The sequence below is a fragment of the Streptomyces sp. NPDC015345 genome (assembly GCF_043078805.1).
GTDB lineage: Bacteria > Actinomycetota > Actinomycetes > Streptomycetales > Streptomycetaceae > Streptomyces.
Window position 1 is genome coordinate 44,853 of sequence record NZ_JBIBTX010000006.1, and the last position, 18,709, is coordinate 63,561.

Annotated in this window: 14 protein-coding genes and 2 pseudogenes; 10 read left to right on the top strand and 6 right to left on the bottom strand. The window is 68.6% G+C overall.

The genetic code is table 11. From position 1 onward, the window contains the following. Nucleotides 1–102 precede the first annotated feature (102 nt). The gene (locus ACF062_RS24685; RefSeq protein ID WP_392141283.1) at nt 103–1,194 is read right to left on the bottom strand and encodes a YihY/virulence factor BrkB family protein; all 1,092 of its coding nucleotides are present in this window, start codon (nt 1,192–1,194) and stop codon (nt 103–105) included. Between the two features lie 147 nt (nt 1,195–1,341). Here ACF062_RS24685 and ACF062_RS24690 point away from each other — a divergent pair. From ACF062_RS24690 to ACF062_RS24700, 3 genes and pseudogenes are all read left to right on the top strand, one after another. Then, a pseudogene (locus ACF062_RS24690) lies at nt 1,342–1,504 on the top strand (photosystem reaction center subunit H); the annotation flags it as partial. Nucleotides 1,505–1,590: 86 nt separating this feature from the next. Then, nucleotides 1,591–1,905, top strand: coding sequence for a hypothetical protein (locus tag ACF062_RS24695; protein ID WP_392141285.1), 315 nt, complete (start codon nt 1,591–1,593; stop codon nt 1,903–1,905). Continuing rightward, nucleotides 1,902–2,168 carry a hypothetical protein gene (locus ACF062_RS24700; RefSeq protein ID WP_392141287.1) on the top strand — a complete coding sequence of 89 codons (267 nt, stop codon included), beginning with the start codon at nt 1,902–1,904 and terminating at the stop codon, nt 2,166–2,168. Before ACF062_RS24695 ends, ACF062_RS24700 begins: the two co-directional genes overlap by 4 nt. Before the next feature lie 109 nt (nt 2,169–2,277). Here ACF062_RS24700 and ACF062_RS24705 read toward each other — a convergent pair whose 3' ends face one another. The 4 genes and pseudogenes from ACF062_RS24705 to ACF062_RS24720 all read right to left on the bottom strand — a co-directional run bounded on the left by ACF062_RS24705 (nt 2,278) and on the right by ACF062_RS24720 (nt 6,629). Next, on the bottom strand, nt 2,278–2,916 hold the full coding sequence (locus tag ACF062_RS24705; protein ID WP_392141289.1) for a hypothetical protein: 639 nt from the start codon (nt 2,914–2,916) through the stop codon (nt 2,278–2,280). A 700-nt stretch (nt 2,917–3,616) separates the two neighbouring features. After that, complete coding sequence (locus ACF062_RS24710) at nt 3,617–4,078, bottom strand: hypothetical protein (RefSeq protein ID WP_392141998.1); 462 nt, start codon at nt 4,076–4,078, stop codon at nt 3,617–3,619. Between the two features lie 82 nt (nt 4,079–4,160). After that, nucleotides 4,161–4,493, bottom strand: a pseudogene (locus ACF062_RS24715) (methyltransferase, FxLD system); the annotation flags it as partial. A 144-nt stretch (nt 4,494–4,637) separates the two neighbouring features. Continuing rightward, nucleotides 4,638–6,629, bottom strand: coding sequence for an ABC transporter ATP-binding protein (locus tag ACF062_RS24720; RefSeq protein ID WP_392141291.1), 1,992 nt, complete (start codon nt 6,627–6,629; stop codon nt 4,638–4,640). 306 nt (nt 6,630–6,935) lie between these two features. Here ACF062_RS24720 and ACF062_RS24725 point away from each other — a divergent pair, with 306 nt between their 5' ends. From ACF062_RS24725 to ACF062_RS24735, 3 genes are all read left to right on the top strand, one after another. Then, nucleotides 6,936–9,137, top strand: coding sequence for a discoidin domain-containing protein (locus ACF062_RS24725; protein WP_392141293.1), 2,202 nt, complete (start codon nt 6,936–6,938; stop codon nt 9,135–9,137). A gap of 79 nt (nt 9,138–9,216) precedes the next feature. Then, a complete protein-coding gene (locus ACF062_RS24730; protein ID WP_392141295.1) occupies nt 9,217–11,385 on the top strand; it encodes a discoidin domain-containing protein in 2,169 nt (722 codons plus the stop codon). A gap of 64 nt (nt 11,386–11,449) precedes the next feature. Continuing rightward, nucleotides 11,450–12,526 (top strand): DUF1996 domain-containing protein, encoded by a 1,077-nt coding sequence (locus ACF062_RS24735; protein ID WP_392141297.1) that lies wholly within the window; start codon nt 11,450–11,452, stop codon nt 12,524–12,526. A 51-nt stretch (nt 12,527–12,577) separates the two neighbouring features. On the opposite strand, the gene ACF062_RS24740 is transcribed toward ACF062_RS24735, so the two are convergent. Then, nucleotides 12,578–13,900, bottom strand: a complete 1,323-nt coding sequence (locus tag ACF062_RS24740) for an ROK family protein (RefSeq protein ID WP_392141299.1) — start codon at nt 13,898–13,900, stop codon at nt 12,578–12,580. Nucleotides 13,901–14,081: 181 nt separating this feature from the next. Here ACF062_RS24740 and ACF062_RS24745 point away from each other — a divergent pair, with 181 nt between their 5' ends. The 4 genes from ACF062_RS24745 (at nt 14,082) to ACF062_RS24760 (ending at nt 18,703) form a co-directional block, all read left to right on the top strand. Next, nucleotides 14,082–15,398: an ABC transporter substrate-binding protein gene (locus ACF062_RS24745; protein ID WP_392141301.1), complete on the top strand. Its 1,317-nt coding sequence runs from the start codon at nt 14,082–14,084 to the stop codon at nt 15,396–15,398. A 14-nt stretch (nt 15,399–15,412) separates the two neighbouring features. Beyond that, on the top strand, nt 15,413–16,408 hold the full coding sequence (locus ACF062_RS24750) for a carbohydrate ABC transporter permease (protein ID WP_392141303.1): 996 nt from the start codon (nt 15,413–15,415) through the stop codon (nt 16,406–16,408). A 28-nt stretch (nt 16,409–16,436) separates the two neighbouring features. Continuing rightward, nucleotides 16,437–17,276: a carbohydrate ABC transporter permease gene (locus ACF062_RS24755; protein ID WP_392142000.1), complete on the top strand. Its 840-nt coding sequence runs from the start codon at nt 16,437–16,439 to the stop codon at nt 17,274–17,276. A 62-nt stretch (nt 17,277–17,338) separates the two neighbouring features. Then, nucleotides 17,339–18,703 carry a GH1 family beta-glucosidase gene (locus ACF062_RS24760; protein WP_392141305.1) on the top strand — a complete coding sequence of 455 codons (1,365 nt, stop codon included), beginning with the start codon at nt 17,339–17,341 and terminating at the stop codon, nt 18,701–18,703. Nucleotides 18,704–18,709 lie beyond the last annotated feature (6 nt).

Below are 18,709 nucleotides of genomic sequence, written 5' to 3' on the forward strand. Positions count from 1 at the left end.
CGCGGCGATCGCGGCTTTCCGCCGCTGGCGCCGGCGGCGGACATGACCGTCCTACGCTTCCGGAACTCAGCCGGGAACGGTCGCCTCGCGGTGCTGATGGGTTCAGTCCAGGCGCCGGCGGTCCTCCTCGGTCCACTTGGTGGTGTCGCGGGGTTCGACATAGGGCTCCTCGTTCTCGGGATGGCCGCCCTCTATGGCCCGCTGACGGGCCATCTCCGCGTCGAACTCCAGGCCGAGCAGAATCGCCAGGTTGGTGATCCACAGCCACACCAGGAAGATGATGACGCCGGCCAGGGTGCCGTAGGTCTTGTTGTACGAGGCGAAGTTGGCCACGTACAGCGCGAAGCCGGCCGAGGCGATCATCCAGATCAGCAGGGCGAGGAAACTGCCGGGGGTCACCCACTTGAAGCCGCGGCCTCGGGCATTGGGCGCGGCCCAGTACAGGATCGCGATCATGATGACGACGAGCAGGACCAGGACCGGCCACTTGGCGATCGACCACGCCGTCATGGCGCCGTCCCCGACCCCCAGCGCGGAGCCAGCCCGCTGCGCGAGGGGACCGGTGAACACCACAATCAGCGCACTGACGACCGCCAGCACCATCAGGATGACCGTCAGCACCAGGCGCAGGGGCAGCACCTTCCAGGCAGGGCGGCCCTCGGGCATGTCGTAGACGGCGTTGGAGGTACGGATGAACGCCGCGATGTAGCCGGAGGCCGACCACACCGCCAGCACCAGACCGACGATCGCCATGAGCGAGCCGGTCCCGCCGTTGCCCTGCAGTTGCTGAACGGCATTGGAGATTATGTCGCGGGCCGGGCCGGGTGCGAGCTTCTGCAGGTTGTCCATGACCTGTTGCGTGGCGGACTTGCCCGCGATGCCGAGCAGCGACACCAGCACCAGCAGGGCGGGGAAGAGGGAGAGGACGCCGTAGTAGGTCAAGCTCGCGGCGCGGTCGGCGAGCTCGTCGTCCTGGAACTCCTTCGCCGTGCGCTTGAGCAGCACCCACCACGACTTCTTGGGCATGGCAGTCGGCTCATCGGGCGCGTTTCGTTCCACTTCCGGGCCCGGACCGATGTTCTCCGATCCGCGCGGGGCCTCGGGTTTGCCGCTCGTGCGGTCGCCAAGGCGGTTGGTGCCGCCGTCGCTGCCGGGTTCGTTTTGACGCTGATGTGGTTCAGGGGTCGGTGCCATGCCAGATGGGTAACCGGACCCGACGGGACGGAAACAGGATTCCATTTGCTTGCACTTGCGATGTTTCGTCCTGTGTGTGGCGGTGAGTCGGAGGGGAAACCCAACACCGAGGAAGCAGGGAGGTCATGATGGTCTCGCCGGGAGCAGATTCCGGCCGTGCTGGACCATCCGGTCAACGACACCGAGGGCAACAAGATCGGTGAAGCCAAGCACGTCTTCCTCGACGACGTGACCGGCCGCCCAGCGTGGGGCAGCGTCAAGACCATCCTTTTCCGGCACCAGCGAGTCGTTCGTGCCGATCCAGGACGCCGAGGCTGCGATCACTTCCGCGCGGACGCGTCCTACCTGCCAGAACTCAAGGCATACCTGGATGAACTCCGCCGCACCAAGGAGCGCGTGCTCGCCGCCACCGGGCTGGACGACTGGGCGCGCGAGAAAGCCCTGCCGTCCGAGGAGGAAATCGCGCGAGTCAAGCACTTGATCGCCCGCGTCGAGGACGATCTCGACCAGCTCACCGACACCGAGAGGCACGAGCTGGAGGAGGCCATCACCCTGGTGCGACGCAGCCGCCGGGTTGTGTCCCTGGGCATGCCTCACGTCCGGCAACCTTCCCCCGACCTTCGACTGGAGCGACCGCGACCGCGCAAACCGCGGGAATCGTGCAGGCACGCCGCACCTTCCTCTACCGGCACCGTGACCTCCTCGGCATGATCCAGACACAGGCGGCAGAGCCGCCTCCCCTTGCCTCGGAGACGGTCAGCCGACCGTCGCTCATGGCAGACCTCGCCAACGCGCAAGACCGAAACACGCGCTTGGTAGAGGAGAACCGCCTTCTACGTGAACGACTGTCCGCAGCCCTCGGCGAGGAGATCTGGCGCGAGGCGGCCTGGGTGGCACCACCATCAATGTCGATCAACTACAGCGACACGTCACCGACCTGGAGCAGGAGGCGGTCGGACTACGCCGAAAACTAGAAGAATGCCAAGAAGAACTAGACGCCGCGCGAGCCGTGAATCGCGAGTACATGGCACGACTCAATCATCCGCCGAAACTGTAGGGCCTTCCTGGTCCGCGCTCTCATCATCAGTGCCCGAGCTTGGCCAGAGACGCCTGGAGAGTCTTCAGCTCCTTCGCGGCAGTAACCTTCGGCGTGCGCAGGAGATGATCGGTCAGTTCAGATGTCTTCGCGAGGCAGTTTTGGTCATCTGTCTCGATCACCCAACGGTCCTCATCGGAGCTCGGGTAAAAGTGCTCGTCACTCCCGGTGTCGATCAGCGCGAAGGGTCCGATCGTCTGCTTCTGGCCGCCATCGTGCTTGAGGACAACGTCTGCGATTCCGTACCAGGGTGTGCCGAGTGTTGTCTCAGGACCGGCCGTCAGGGTCAGGCGGTCGAGTTCGTTCGTTCCAACCTCGAAGCTGATTTCCTTCTCGACCTTGTACGGCGTCTCGGGAAGGGGGAACGGGATGGGGAAGTCGTAGTTGGCGCTGATGCCAAGCTCTCCACCAGCCTTGCTGCATTTATCGAGTTGCCCCATTTCTCGGAACTTTAGGGTCGCTTTGGTGATGAGAGATGGCCCATTTGCCCGATTCTCGAAGGTGATGTCGATGTGTGGCCCGCGGAGTCCCTTTACCTTCTCAGGGCCAGTATGGCCGTCGTCTGAAGTGCCTGCGAGGTCGTCCTTGATGTAGGCGCTCGTGCGGGCAACCTTGAGATCAGGCAACCGCTTCGCTTCCGAGGTGACGACGTCAGTCTGCTCTCGAGTGCTATCTGCCGAGTCGGCGCTGGGGGAAGAAAGCCATCACGCCCAGCACGGCTGCCACGACCAAACCAGCTGCTGTGAGAATTACACCCGGTGTCCGCCATGACCAGTTCGGGTCACGCGGAACGGGCGGAGGCGGGTTGGGACTTGAGGTTGGCGTTGGGGTATCCGGCGGATGTGCCCCGGGGGATACCGGTGTCGTCGAGGGAGCGGCGGACGGAGCGGCCGGGGGTGTTCCAACTGGAGCCGGCTGTGGACTACTCGCCGACACGCTGGATCCCGCCGCCGGCGTTGGTGGTGTCGAGCTCGGGTTCCCAGATCCGCCGCTGCTGTTGCCGGATGCGCTGGTCACTCTCGTCCCCCTGGTTTCCATCGCTCGTGGGAGCTGTAGCAACGAGCGATTATGCATGAGTCGGGGCGGCTTCCAGAACCTCGTAGGAACACAAGACGCTTTGCGGACAAGGCGGTTTGGGGCGAACGGGCTTGGCAGCTGTCTTCCTGGAAGGGCGGTGCGAGTGCTGCGGCGGCAGATGTGAGCGGCATGGTGGCGCGATCGACTGCGAGGATGCGAGCCAGTGAGCCACGTGCTCAGGACCGACACCATCTCGGTCGGCGGGAACCCTTCCGGGTGACATCGCTTGCACCACACGTGTTGCAGTCTCTACCGTTGAGAGCAACTACTTTCTGAGCTGCGAAGATGACGGCGATCCAGGCCAGTCGCGCGCAGAACCCCCACAGAAGCCCAGATCTCGCCGGGGAAGTCGCGCAGGTGGAGCAGGTACTCGCCGCGGTCGTTGTAAATCAGTGCGGAGGCATTGACCCTCTCCGGTTCAACCTGGAGTGGGAACTTGAGGAGCTTCTCGCGCAGGGCGTGGGAGGCTGCCTTGTCCACAGGCCGCCACTCGATGACGCCGACCTCTTCTTCCCGCAGCATCACCCCCGCCTCGTTCGCGGTGGGCAGACGGAAGAGGAATCGGAGGTCGAAGTGCTGAGGGCCGGGTTTGCCTTTGCCCGGGTGGGGTTCGATGTGGTGGATATCGATGTGGAACGGCACCGTCTCGTAGCCAGGCCACGGCGTTCCTGCACGGGGTGGGATCCTGGTCTCCTCGTGCAGCTCCCGCAGCGCCGCTTAGGTCCCAGGTGTCGACGGTGACCACGATGGCGTCGAATCCGCCGTCCGGAACCAGCCGGGCGTGCAGGAGCTCGGCGTCCGCAGTGACGACGCGGACGCCGTCGTACTCGGTGATGGTGAGGAAGCGGTTCGCCCGCTCGGTGACGGCAGGGTCGATGGCGCAGGTGCTGACGTGACCGGTCGGGTCGGCGAGTTCGGCTGTGAGAGCGGCGTTGTGGCCCCCGGAGCCGATCTCCAGCACATAGTGGCCGGGCTGGATGCGGGAGGCTTCGAGCATGTCGGCCTGCAGCCAAGGCGCGGAGATGGAGCTGATCACCCGGCCGTCGGGCGCATGGCGGGTGGCGACGAAGTCGTTGGCGTACGCGGCTTCGAGGGGTGCATCGGGGGCGAAGGCGTGGCGGGACACGGTGTGCAGGGTGTGGTCGAGCGCGGGGGTGCGGAGGTGTCCGGCAGCGGACGGGTGGTCGGTCAGCTGGTGGCGCAGGGGTGTGGCTTCGTCGAGGTCCGTGGGGGCGGGCGACGGTCACGGTGGGCCTTGCGGTCGCGCGGGTCATACCTGGTCCGGGGCGACGCGTGCGGCAGGGCGGGGGATGGCTGTGCTTGGGGCGTACTGGGCGGCTTGGGCGTCGAACATGGCGGCGTATCGGCCGCGGGCGGCGATGAGTTCGTCGTGGGTGCCGTGCTCGGCGAGGTGCCCGTTGTTGAGGACGTAGATGTGGTCGGCGTGGCGGACGCCGGACATGCGATGGGTGACCAGGACGACTGCTCGGTTCGGTGCGGCGAGGTGGCGGATGCGGTCGAAGGCTTCGATCTCGGCTTCCGGGTCGAGGGCCGAGGTCGGCTCGTCCACGATGAGGACGCCGTCCGCTTGCGAGGTTGAGCTGCGCCAGTGGGTGCGGGCCAGGCCGACCTTCTGCCATTCGCCGCCGGAGAGTTCGATGGCGCCGCGGAACATGCGGGCCAGCAGGCTGCGCAGACCATCGGGGAGTTTTGCGATGACGGGGCCGGCGACGGCGTAGTCGACCGAGGGCCTCAGGTCGTCGTCCGTCGCCGGGTGGTCGGGGCGGCCGAGGCGGATGTTCATCGCGGCGGTCACGGGCCAACGCTGAAAGTCCTGGGTGAGCAGGGAGACGCGATCGAAGACCTGGGCGCGGTCGAGGCCGGTGAGGTCCGCCTCGCCCCAGCGCAGCGTGCCGCTCTCGGGCAGCAGCATGCCGGAGAGGATCTTCATCAGGGTGCTCTTGCCGGAGCCGTTCTCGCCCACCACGGCGGTCACTGAGCCCATCGGCAGCGTCAGGGACACTCCGTCCAGGGCCGCGGTGTCCCGGTCGGGGTAGCGGTAGGTGACCTGGTCCAGAACGATCTCCTCGACGCGTTCCGGTACGGGCGCCCCGCCGGCGGGTAGCGTCCGCCGGCCGGCCTCGGCGAGGAAGCGGCCGTGGTCGCGGACGTAGAGGCTCTCCTCGTGGAGCTGGTTGATGTTCATGACCAGCGCGCCCAGGCTCGCCGAGCCGGTACGTACGGCGATCACGGCGGTCCCGGCGACGGCCAGGCTCATGTGCCCGGCCATGATCAGCCAGAACATGGCTCCGTACGTCGCGGCCATCGCCAGCCCCGACAGCGCGGAGGCCACCCATTCGGTGAGGGCCTTGCTGGAGGCGAGGCGTTCTTGCTCGGCTTCGGCGCTCTCGGCCATGCGCTCGTAACGGCTGAGGAGGAAGGGGCCGACGGCGTGCAGCCGGACCTCCTGCGCGGCGGTGCGTTCGGTGAGCAGATTGCCGATCAGGCGGCTGGCCCGTACGTGCTCGATCCAGCTCATCACCGATACGTACCGCTCCTGGGCCACGCGCATGGCACCCCAGCCGCGCGGAGCGGCGATGAGGATCAGCATGGGCAGCAGCGCGGGGTGCAGTACGGCGAGGACGCCGGCGGTGGTGATCAGGGAGATGAGGCCGTTCAGCGCGGCGACGCAGGAACTGATCATTCGGCGGGCGGAATCGGGGCCGTGCTGGGCGATGTCCACGAGACGTCGGAAGTCGGGGTCGTCGATGGCTTCCAGCTCGACGCGGGCGGCAGCGGCCAGGTACTGAGTGGTCGCGATCCGCTCCACCTTGGGCTCGAGCCGCCCGGCGCGGGAGGTGGACCAGGCGGCCAGGGCCGAGTTGACGACGCCGATGAGGGCGGCGGCCAGGAGGCCGGGCAGCAGGGCGTGCAGCCGCTCGGCCGGGCTGCCGCTGCCGGCGAGCAGGGCGTGCATGACCGCGTTGACGGCGAGCAGGCCGGCGGCAGCGGCGATGCCCTGGCCGATCTCGCTGACCCCGACCGAGAGCAGGGCACGCCGGTTGGCCTGCCACGCCATGCGTAACGTGGCGCCGACGAGCGAGGGCATGGAGCGCAGCGCCGACATCATGGTCAGGTCCAAGGCCGCGTGTTCGTGCTGGGACCAGCCCATGTCGTAGCGCAGCGGCCCGCCGAACAGTTCCTGTTCGGCGTCGGACACCTGAGGGTCGGCCATCGTGACCGGCCCGAAAAACCTCTTCACCGAGCGCCTCCCGCAGGCCAGTTGGCGGCCCTGTAAGACGGGCCGTGGGTGAGCATGTGGTGGATCGTCACGGTATAGGGGTGACAGTCCGGGGGAGGGCTTTTCCATCGGTACCCGACCGGTAGAGCCCTTCGCGGCCCATGAGCGGCGACCGTCCCGGCCGGGTTCTTCCGATGCCCGGCACACCGATCCCTGCTTAATGAAAGATGAAAGAAAAGGCGTGTGACGAAGCTTGACCGTCACTCACGGGACGGGCAAGGTTCCGGAGAGCGCTCTCCCATTCGGCCCATTCCGAGGAGCTCTCGCATGTCCGCAGTCGGCATACCTCCCGTGACACCGATACCCCGCAGACCCGTCCGCCGTCGCCGCCGCATCGTCGGCGTGGTGGTCACCGCCCTGCTCGCCACCCTGCTCGCCTTCGTCCCCACCAAGGAGGCCCAGGCCGCGCCCACCCTGCTGTCCCAGGGGAAGCCGGTCACCGCCTCCAGCCAGGAGAACCACGGCACCCCGGCGACCGCCGCGGTCGACGGGGACGACGGCACCCGCTGGTCCAGCGCGGCCTCCGACCCGCAGTGGATCCGTGTCGACCTCGGTGCCCGCGCCTCCCTCACCAGGGTCGAACTCCGCTGGGAGGTCGCCTACGCCAAGTCCTACCGGATCGAGACGTCGCAGAACGGCACGGACTGGTCGACGGCCCACTCCACCACCACCGGTGACGGCGGCACGGACACCCTGGACGTCTCCGGCACCGCCCGCTACGTCCGCGTGCACGGCACCGCCCGGGCCACCCAGTACGGCTACTCCCTCTGGGAGTTCAAGGTGTACGGCACCATCGGAGACGAACCGGGACCGGGCATCCCCGGCGGTGGCGACCTCGGCCCGAACGTGCACGTCTTCGACCCCTCCACGCCCGGCATCCAGACCAAGCTGGACCAGGTCTTCAAGGAGCAGGAGTCGGCGCAGTTCGGTTCCGGCCGGCACGCCTTCCTCTTCAAGCCGGGCACCTACAACGGCCTCAACGCCCAGATCGGCTTCTACACCCAGATCGCCGGCCTCGGCCTGCGCCCCGACGACACCACGATCAACGGCGACATCACGGTCGACGCGGGCTGGTTCAACGGCAACGCCACCCAGAACTTCTGGCGCGCCGCGGAGAACCTCGCCGTGAAACCGGTCAACGGCACCAACCGGTGGGCGGTCTCACAGGCCGCGTCCTTCCGTCGTATGCATGTGAAGGGCGGCCTCAACCTCGCGCCCAACGGCTACGGCTGGGCCAGCGGCGGCTACATCGCCGACAGCAAGATCGACGGCCAGGTGGGCAACTACTCGCAGCAGCAGTGGTACACCCGGGACAGCTCCATCGGCGGCTGGTCCAACTCCGTCTGGAACCAGGTGTTCTCCGGCGTCGAGGGCGCTCCGGCCACCAGCTTCCCGGAGCCCCGCTACACCACGCTCGACACGACGCCGATCTCCCGCGAGAAGCCCTTCCTCTATCTGGACGGCAGCGACTACAAGGTCTTCGCCCCCGCCAAGCGCGCCAACGCGCGCGGCACCACCTGGGCGAACGGCACCCCGCAGGGCGAGTCGATCCCGCTGAGCAAGTTCTACGTCGTCAAGCCCGGTGCCACGGCCGCCACCATCAACGCCGCCCTCGCCCAGGGCCTGCACCTGCTCTTCACCCCGGGCGTCTACCACGTCGACGAGACGATCAACGTCAACCGGCCCGACACCATCGTCCTGGGCCTCGGCCTCGCCACCATCATCCCGGACAACGGAGTGACCGCCATGAAGGTCGCCGACGTCGACGGCGTGAAGCTCGCCGGCTTCCTCATCGACGCCGGACCCGTCAACTCCCCGACGCTGCTGGAGATAGGCCCGCAGGGCGCGTCCGCCGACCACGCGGCCGACCCCACCACCGTGCAGGACGTCTACATCCGCATCGGCGGAGCGGGCGCGGGCAAGGCGACCACCAGCATGGTCGTCAACAGCGACGACACGATCATCGACCACACCTGGGTGTGGCGCGCCGACCACGGCGAGGGAGTCGGCTGGGAGACCAACCGGGCCGACTACGGAGTCCGCGTCAACGGCGACGACGTCCTGGCCACCGGGCTCTTCGTCGAGCACTTCAACAAGTACGACGTCGAGTGGTACGGCGAGCGGGGCCGGACGATCTTCTACCAGAACGAGAAGGCGTACGACGCCCCGAACCAGGCCGCCATCCAGAACGGCTCGACGAAGGGCTACGCCGCCTACCGCGTCGACGACTCGGTGAACACTCATGAGGCGTGGGGGCTTGGCAGTTACTGCAACTACAACGTCGATCCGAGCATCCGCCAGGACCACGGGTTCAAGACGCCCGTCAAGCCAGGGGTGAAGTTCCACAGTCTTCTCGTGGTCTCCCTCGGCGGCATGGGCCACTACAACCACGTCATCAACGACACCGGCGCCTCCACGGTGCCCGGCGGCACCTCGACCGTGCCGTCCACAGTCGTCTCCTTCCCCTGATCCGACCTCCTGATCCGAACCCCGACCCCGACCCGCTGACCTGACCCCCTGGGCCACACCCGACTCGCCAGGAGCAGACGTGTCCAGAGCCCTCTCGCATCGCAGACCGGCCGGCCGCCGCGCCGGCGTCCCCCTGCTCGCCCTCGGCTTATGGGCGGCGTCCGCACTCCTCGCCGCCCCGCCCGCCCAGGCCGCGGAGACCCTGCTCTCGCAGGGCAAGCCCGCGACCGCCTCGTCCCAGGAGGGCGCCGGATACGCCGCCTCGGCGGCCGTCGACGGCAACCTCACCGGCACCCGCTGGGCCAGCCAATGGAGCGACCCGCAGTGGTTGCGCGTCGACCTCGGGCAGCGGGCCGACCTGAGCCGTGCCGTGCTGACCTGGGAGGGCGGCGCGTACGGCAAGAGCTACCAGATCCAGGCGTCCCACGACGGCACGGAATGGCGGACCCTGAAGACCGTGACCGGCGGTGACGGCGGCACGGACGAGGTCGCCGTCACCGGCTCGGGCCGATACGTGCGCATGCTGGGAACCGAACGGCCAGGTGGTTACGGATACTCCCTGTGGGAGTTCCAGGTGTACGGGACCACGGACGGCACACCGCCCGCCGGGGGAGCGGTCGAGGTCACGGGTGCCCAGGGGGACTGGCAGCTGACCGTCGGCGGCAAGCCGTACACCGTCAAGGGCCTGACCTGGGGCCCCGCCATCGCCGACGCCCCGAAGTACATGCCAGATGTGAAGTCCATGGGCGTCAACACCATCCGCACCTGGGGCACCGACGGCGGCACCAAGCCGCTGCTCGACAGCGCCGCCGCGCACGGTATCCGCGTCGTCAACGGCTTCTGGCTGCAACCCGGCGGCGGCCCGGGCTCCGGCGGCTGCGTCAATTACGTCACCGACACCACGTACAAGAACAACATGCTCACCGAGTTCGCCAAGTGGGTGGAGGCCTACAAGAACCACCCGGCGACCCTCATGTGGAACGTCGGCAACGAGTCGGTCCTCGGCCTGCAGAACTGCTACAGCGGGTCGGAGCTGGAGACGCAGCGCAACGCCTACACCAGCTTCGTCAACGACGTCGCCAAGAAGATCCACGGCATCGACCCCGACCACCCCGTCACCTCGACCGACGCATGGACCGGCGCATGGCCGTACTACAAGCGCAACGCCCCTGACCTCGACCTGTACTCGATGAACTCCTACGGCGACATCTGCGGCGTCCAGGAGGACTGGGAGGAGGGCGGCTACACCAAGCCGTACATCATCACCGAGGGCGGCCCGGCCGGTGAGTGGGAGGTGCCCGACGACGCCAACGGTGTCCCCGACGAGCCCACCGATGTGCGTAAAGCCGAGGGCTACACGAAAGCCTGGGACTGCGTCACCGGCCACCGGGGCGTCGCACTCGGCGCCACCCTCTTCCACTACGGCGTCGAACACGACTTCGGCGGAGTCTGGTTCAACCTCGTCCCCGACGGGCTGAAACGGCTGTCCTACTACGCCGTCAAGCGGGCGTACACCGGCTCGACCGCCGGCGACAACACCCCACCCGTCATCACGAACATGGCGGTCAGCCCGGCGGCATCGGCCCCGGCGGGCGGCGAGTTCACCGTCCGCGCCGACGTGCGCGACCCCGAAGGCGACGCGCTCACGTACAAGATCTTCCTGAGCGGCAATTACGCCAACGGCGACAAGCGCCTGGTCGCGGCCGAGTGGCGGGCCACGGGCAACGGGACGTTCGCCGTGCAGGCCCCGGAGAAGCTCGGTGTGTGGAAGGTGTACATCCAGGCCGAGGACGGACGCGGCAACGCGGGCATCGAGACCAAGTCGGTCAAGGTGGTCGCCCCGCCGGTCCCCGGCACGAACGTGGCGCTGAACAGGCCCACCACCGCCTCCTCCTTCCAGCCCTCGCACGGCGACTGCCCCTGCGAGCCGGCCAAGGCCACGGACGGCAAGGACGACACGCGGTGGGCCAGCGACTGGAGTGACCCGCAGTGGATCCAGGTCGACCTGGGCGCCCCCACCGCCGTCCGCAGGCTCCAGCTCGTCTGGGACCCCGCCTACGCCAAGTCCTACGAGGTCCAGGTCTCGGACGACGGCACCACCTGGCGCACGGTCCACACCACGACCACCGGTGACGGTGACGTGGACACCATCGACGTCTCGGCGACCGCACGGCACGTACGTCTGCGCCTGACGGCGCGTGGCACCGGCTGGGGCTACTCGCTGCACGAGTTCGGCATCTACAAGTGACGGGGCGTCCGGCGGCGCCCCTCGCACCGTCCCCCACTCAGTACCTCAGCGGGCAGGAGGCCCCATGAGACGACGACGTTCAAGACTCCCCGCGCTGCTGATCGGCAGCGCACTCCTCGCAAGCGTGCTCGGCATCGGCACGGTCGCCACGGCCGCCGACCCTCGCGGCGCGCCGGCCGCATCGGCCGACGGTCACTCCGGGCACACCACGCCGGCGTCGCCCCGGGCCTTCGGCGACGATCCGGACGGCGACGGATACATACCGGCCGTGCCCCAGGTCACCGGCGTGACCCCGTCCGAGGCCAACCCGCCGCCGCGCTACTTCCACGAGTTCCAGGCCAACTGCGCCGTCACGCACACCGCCCCGGACGACCCGATCGTGTACCCGGGGCAGCCCGGCAAGTCCCACGACCACACCTTCATGGGCAACAGGACGACGAACGCGGGCAGCACCACGGCGAGCCTGTACGGGGGAGACACCACCTGCAAGGCACCGGCTGACGCCTCCGCCTACTGGATGCCGTCCCTGTACAAGGGGGACAAGAGGATCCTGCCCGCCGGACCCCAGGTCATCTACTACAAGGCCGGAGTCACGGACTACACGAGCGTGCGGCCCTTCCCCAAGGGGCTGCGGTTCGTCGTCGGGGACCCCCTGCAGAGCGCTCAGCAGTTCCGCGACCACAAGGGCTGGGTCGAGGGCTGGGAGTGCGGCGACAGCTTCAAGAACGTCGACATCCCGCAGCACTGCCCGTCGGGCTCCCAGCTCAACCTCCGTATGCAGGCACCCAGTTGCTGGAACGGCTTGCATCTGGACACCCCCGACCACAAGAGCCACATGGCGTACCCGCTGGTGAAGCCCGGCACGAACGACAACGTGTGCCCGGCGAGCCACCCCGTGGCGCTACCCATGATCGAGTTCAAGATGGCGTGGCCGGCCGACGGTGACATGTCGCAGGTGCGGCTCGCCAGCGGCCGCGGGTACTCCTTCCACTACGACTTCTTCAACGCCTGGGAGGAGCGGACCCTGAAGGCCCTCGTCGAGCACTGCGTCGTGGGCGGCCTCCAGTGCGACTCGCGCGGCTACGACCAGGAGCACCCGGAGCGCGGCGCGGCGCTGAACGCCGATCACCGGCTGCCCTGATCCGCACGCTCACGGGGGACGGGTCTGCGGGGACCGCACGGGGCACGCCGTTCACTGCGCCGAGCGCTCCCGCAGGGCCGTCCGCCACGCCGGGGCCTGTTCCACCTGTTCGGCCTCCTCCGGCCGTCCGCCACGTGCGAAGAAGTCGGCGAGCGGCAGGATCGCGGCGCCCACGGTGACGGCGTCCGGCCCCAGGGTGCCGAGGTCGATGCGGACGCGGGCGGCCGGATAGGTCAGCGCGTACGAAGTGGCGTACGCCGTCACGGAGTCCAGGAAGCGCCGACCGAGCTGTAGGCCCGCCCAGCCCCCGACCAGGATGCGTTCGGGCTGGAAGAGGTTGATCAGGTCGGAGAACCCGGCACCTAGGTACTCGGCGGTCTCCTCCAGGACGGCCAGGGCCGTGGCATCCGGTTCCGGGGCGTCACCCGAGGCGCCGGCCTCCGGGTAGGCGGCGGCGAGCATCGCGGTCAGGGCGGTCTCCTCGTCCGCGCCCGCGGGCGGCCGCCCGCCCGCCTCCGCCCAGCGCTCCAGCAGGGCTTCCGCACCCGCGTACGCCTCCAGACAGCCCCGCGCGCCGCAGCGGCACCGGCGTCCGCGCACCCGCACCGTCAAGTGCCCCCATTCGACGGCCCGGCCCGGCCCCATGTCGTCGCCGACGACGCAGGCGCCGACGCCGGAGCCGAAAAGCACCACCGCCGCGCTCTGGGCGCCGCGGCCGGCGCCGAACCACATCTCCGCCTGGCCCAGGGTCTTGGCGCCGTTGTCGATGTAGTACGGCACGGTCTCGGGCAGGACCCCGGACTCGCGCAACAGCCGCTCCAGGGGGACGGCGTCCCAGCCGATCGTCTGGCCGTGCACGACGGCGCCGTCCTCCGGAGTCCTCGCGACGATGCCGGGCACACCGATCCCGACGCCGAGCAGCCGCTGGGCCGGGACGCCAGCCTCCTCCAGCACCTGGGAAATACCCTCGCGCAGATGAGTGACGACGACGCCGACGTCGTAACGGTCGAGGCGGCGCGCGCCGTCGGTCTCCAGTGGCTTCTCGATCCGGGCCAACTCGGTGAGGGTGAGGTCGAACAGCTCGATCCGCACGCGGGTCTCGCCGATGTCGACGCCGATCATGTGACCGCTTCCCGCGCTGACGCGCAGCAGTGTGCGGGGACGGCCGCCGGCCGAGTCGACGCTGCCCGCCTCCTCCACCAGCCCCTCGGTGACCAACTCGGAGACCACGTTGCTCACCGAGCCCGAGCTCAGGCCGGTGGCCGGCCCCAGCGAGAACCGGCTGAGCGGCCCGTCGAAATACAGCCGCTGCAACACCGCGGTGCGGTTCTCCCGCCGCAGGTCACGCACCGTACGGCCACTGCGCACCTTCATCCTGCCCCCTCGTTCCGAAGTCCCTCACCGCAACTTACATGTGGGCGAGCCCTTGACGCGACCTTCACTTGAGGTTTAACTCACATCCTAAATTAAGCCGTGGGGGGCTTCGGGAACGTGGGGCGATGCCCCGGCCCCTGCTACGGGCGACCCCGTCACTTCCCGGAAGGCCTCTGGAGTCATGCGCAGAATCAGAGCCGCAGCCGTCGGCGCCGTCACCCTCTCGTTCGCCCTCACCGCGGCGGCCTGCGGCGGAGGGTCGGCCGGCACGGGAGGCACCAACGAGGAGCCGGAGACCCTCACTTACTGGGCCTCCAACCAGGGCGCGAACCTCGAGGTCGACAAGAAGGTCCTCCGGCCGGAACTCGACAAGTTCGAGAAGCGGACGGACATCGAGGTGAAGCTGGAGGTCATCCCCTGGGGCGACCTCCTCAACCGCATCCTGACCGCCACCACCTCCGGCCAGGGCCCCGACGTCCTCAACATCGGCAACACCTGGAGCGCCTCGCTGCAGTCCAGCGGTGCCCTGCTGCCCTGGGACGCGAAGAACTTCAAGGCGATCGGCGGCAAGGACCGCTTCGTCGAGTCCGCGCTCGGCTCCACCGGCGTCCAGAGCCAGGACCCGGCCGCCGTGCCGCTGTACTCCATGGCGTACGCGCTCTACTACAACAAGAAGATGTTCGCCGACGCCGGGATCAAGAAGCCGCCGGCCACCTGGGAGGAGATGGCCGAGGTCGGCAAGAAGCTCTCCAGGAACGGCAAGTGGGGGCTCGGCGCCGAGGGATCCAACCTGTCCAACAACATCCACCAGGTCTTCGTGCTCGGCAAGCAGCACGGCGCCGACTTCTTCACCCCGGACGGCAAGGCCGACTTCACCTCCGACGGCGCCGTGGCGGCGGTCAAGCAGTACGTCGACCTGATGGCCAAGGACAAGGTCATCGCCCCGGGCAACGCCGAGTACGCGAAGAACCAGTCCCTGAGCGACTTCGCCAAGGACAAGACGGCCATGGTGCTGTGGCAGACCGCGTCGGCCACCTTCAAGGCACAGGGCATGGACGACGACGAGTGGGGCGTCGCCCCCGCCCCGGTGCGCTCCGGCAAGCCCGGCCCGGGCAGAGCCCCCAACTCGATGGTCGCCGGGATCAATATGGCCGTCTTCAAGAACACCAAGAACATCGACGGCGCCAAGAAGTTCGTGAAGTTCATGACCAGCGACGAGGAGCAGGTCATCCTCAACAAGGCGTACGGCTCCATCCCGCCGGTCAAGGCCGCCCAGCAGAACCCGGCCTTCAGCACCCCCGCCCTCGTCGTGCTCCGGGAGACCCTCGCCACCAGCGCCGCCGCGCTGCCGCAGGTCCCCGAGGAGTCGCAGTTCGAGACCGTCGTCGGCACCGCCGTGAAGGAGCTGTTCGCCGACGCCGCCGCCGGCCGCCCGGTCACGACGGAGTCCGTGCGGACGAAGCTCGAAAAGGCGCAGCAGCAGATGCCCGAGAAGTGAGCGGGGACGCCACCATGACCACCACCGCTGCCCTGGACACAGGCGAGCGGACGGCACGGAAGAGCGACCCGGGCCAGGCGCCGCGCAGCCGTCGCCCCGGACGGCTGCGCCGCAACGCACTGCCCTACCTGCTGCTCCTGCCCGCCCTGCTGCTCGAACTGCTGGTCCACCTGGTGCCCATGTCGATCGGCATCGCCGTCAGCTTCAAGGAACTCACCCAGTTCCACATCCGCGACTGGGCCACCGCGCCCTGGGCCGGCCTCGACAACTACGCCCTGACCGTCGACTTCGACGCCCCCGTCGGCGAGGCGCTCCTCAAGTCCTTCCTCACCACCTGCCTGTTCACCGTCCTGTCGGTCGGCCTGTGCTGGCTGCTCGGGGTGGCCGCGGCGATCTTCATGCAGGAGTCGTTCCGCGGCCGGGGCCTGCTGCGCACGATCTTCCTCGTGCCGTACGCGCTGCCCGTCTACGCCGCCGTCATCACCTGGGCGTTCATGTTCCAGCGGGACAACGGGCTGGTGAACCATGTGCTGCACGACCAGCTCGGCCTCACCGACAGCGTCCCGTTCTGGCTGATCGGCGACAACAGCTTCATCGCGCTGCTCGTCGTCTCGGTGTGGAAGGGCTGGCCGTTCGCCTTCCTCATCGTCATGGCCGGACTGCAGAACATCCCGAAGGACCTCTACGAGGCCGCCGCGCTCGACGGCGCCGGCGTCTGGCAGCAGGTCCGCCGGATCACCCTGCCGTCGCTGCGCCCCGTCAACCAGGTCCTCGTACTGGTGCTGTTCCTATGGACGTTCAACGACTTCAACACCCCCTTCGTCCTGTTCGGAAAGGCGGCTCCCGAGGCCGCGGACCTGATCTCCATCCACATCTACCAGTCGTCGTTCCAGACCTGGAACTTCGGCACGGGCTCGGCGATGTCGGTCCTGCTGCTCCTGTTCCTGCTCGTCGTGACGGGCCTCTACCTCTGGTTCACCTCCCGCGGAAGGAAGGCCACCGATGCCTGACCCCGCCGTCCGGCGCCACCGGTCCCCGATGGCCGCCCCGCGGTCCTTCCTGTGGAGCCGCCGGATCTTCCTGACCCTCCTCACCGGCTTCGTACTGCTGCCGGTGTACGTGATGGTCTCCAGTTCGCTGAAGCCGCTGGAGGACGTGTCGGGGAAGTTCGAGTGGCTCCCCTCGACGCTCACCGTCCGCCCGTACTTCGACATCTGGAAAACGGTCCCGCTGGCCGACTACTTCATGAACTCGCTGATCGTGGCGGGCGCGGCCACCGTCTGCTCCGTGACCATCGCCGTGTTCGCGGCCTACGCGGTCAGCCGCTACTCCTTCCGCGGCAAACGCGTCTTCACGGTGACCGTGCTGTCGACCCAGATGTTCCCCGGCATCCTGTTCCTGCTGCCGCTGTTCCTCATCTACGTCAACATCGGCGACGCCACCGGCATCGCGCTGTTCGGCTCCCGCGGCGGCCTGATCCTCACCTACCTCACCTTCTCGCTGCCCTTCTCCATCTGGATGTTGATCGGGTACTTCGACTCGGTGCCCAGAGATCTCGACGAGGCGGCCAAGGTGGACGGCTGCGGAGCGCTCGGCGCGCTGTTCCGGGTCGTCGTGCCCGCCGCGGTTCCGGGCATCGTCGCCGTCGCCGTCTACGCCTTCATGACCGCGTGGGGAGAGGTGCTCTTCGCCTCGGTCATGACCAACGACACCACCCGCACCCTCGCCGTCGGCCTCCAGGGCTACTCCACCCAGAACGACGTGTACTGGAACCAGGTCATGGCGGCCTCACTCGTCGTCAGCCTGCCCGTCGTCGCGGGCTTCCTCCTCCTTCAGCGCTACCTCGTCGCCGGTCTCACCGCGGGCGCCGTCAAGTAGCCGCCCACGCCCGCGCAACTGCCGCCACCACCTGGCGCCCGCCCATCCCAGAGAGGCTCTCCGTGTCCGACTCGCTCGACCTCGCCGCCTTCCCCGCCGACTTCACCTGGGGCACGGCCACTTCCGCCTATCAGATCGAGGGCGCCGTCGCCGAGGACGGCCGGGCACCGTCGATCTGGGACACGTTCTCCCACACCCCGGGCAAGGTCGACAACGACGACCACGGCGACGTGGCCTGCGACCACTATCACCGCTGGCCCGAGGACATCGCCCTGATGAAACGGCTCGGCACCGACGGCTACCGCATGTCCATCGCCTGGCCACGGGTGCGGCCCGGCGGCGACGGGCCGGTCAACGCGGCCGGCCTCGACTTCTACGACCGGCTCGTCGACGGCCTCCTCGACGCGGGAATCACCCCCAACGTCACCCTCTACCACTGGGACCTGCCGCAAGCCCTCCAGGACCGCGGCGGCTGGACCGTGCGCGACACCGCGGAACACCTCGCCGACTACGCGTCCGTCGTAGCGGACCGGCTCGGCGACCGCGTCACCCAGTGGGCCACCCTGAACGAACCCCTGTGCTCCGGCTGGATCGGGCACCTGGAAGGCCGGATGGCACCCGGCCTCGCCGACCTGCCCTCCGCCGTGAACGCCTCGTACCACCTGCTGCTCGCCCACGGCCTGACCACCCGGGCGATCCGCGCGGCGGCGCCCGGCGCGCAGATCGGCCTCGTCACCAACCACTCCACCGTCGAGGCCGCATCCACCCGCCCCGAGGACATCGCGGCGGCCACCCGCATGGACGGCCACATCAACCGCTGGTGGCTCGACCCCGTCCACGGGCGCGGATTCCCCGCCGACATGCGCGAGCTGTACGGCGTGGATCTGCCGGAGCGCTCCGGGGACCTGGAGACGATCGCCGTACCGCTCGACTGGCACGGCCTCAACTACTACTTCCCGGCAACCGTCACGGACGACCCCGAGGGACCCGTGCCGTACGCCCGCGAGGTCCGGTTGCCCGAGGCGCCGCGCACCGGTATGGACTGGCAGATCGACGCCGACGGACTGGAAGCCCTGCTGCTGCGGCTGACCGACGACTACGGGGTACGCAAGCTGTACGTCACCGAGAACGGCTCCGCGTTCCCCGACGCCGTGTCACCCGACGGCGCCGTCCACGACCCCGACCGGGCCCGCTACCTGGAGGAGCACGTGAACGCGTGCGCCCGGGCGGTGCGCAAGGGCGCGCCGCTGGCCGGGTACTACGCCTGGTCCCTGCTCGACAACTTCGAATGGGCCTACGGCTACGACAAGCGCTTCGGCCTCGTCCACGTCGACTACGCGACCCAGGCCCGGACGCTCAAGACCAGCGGCCTACGGTACGCGGAGATCATCCGCGCCCAGCGGGAAGGCGGGGCCTGGCCGCACTGACAGCGC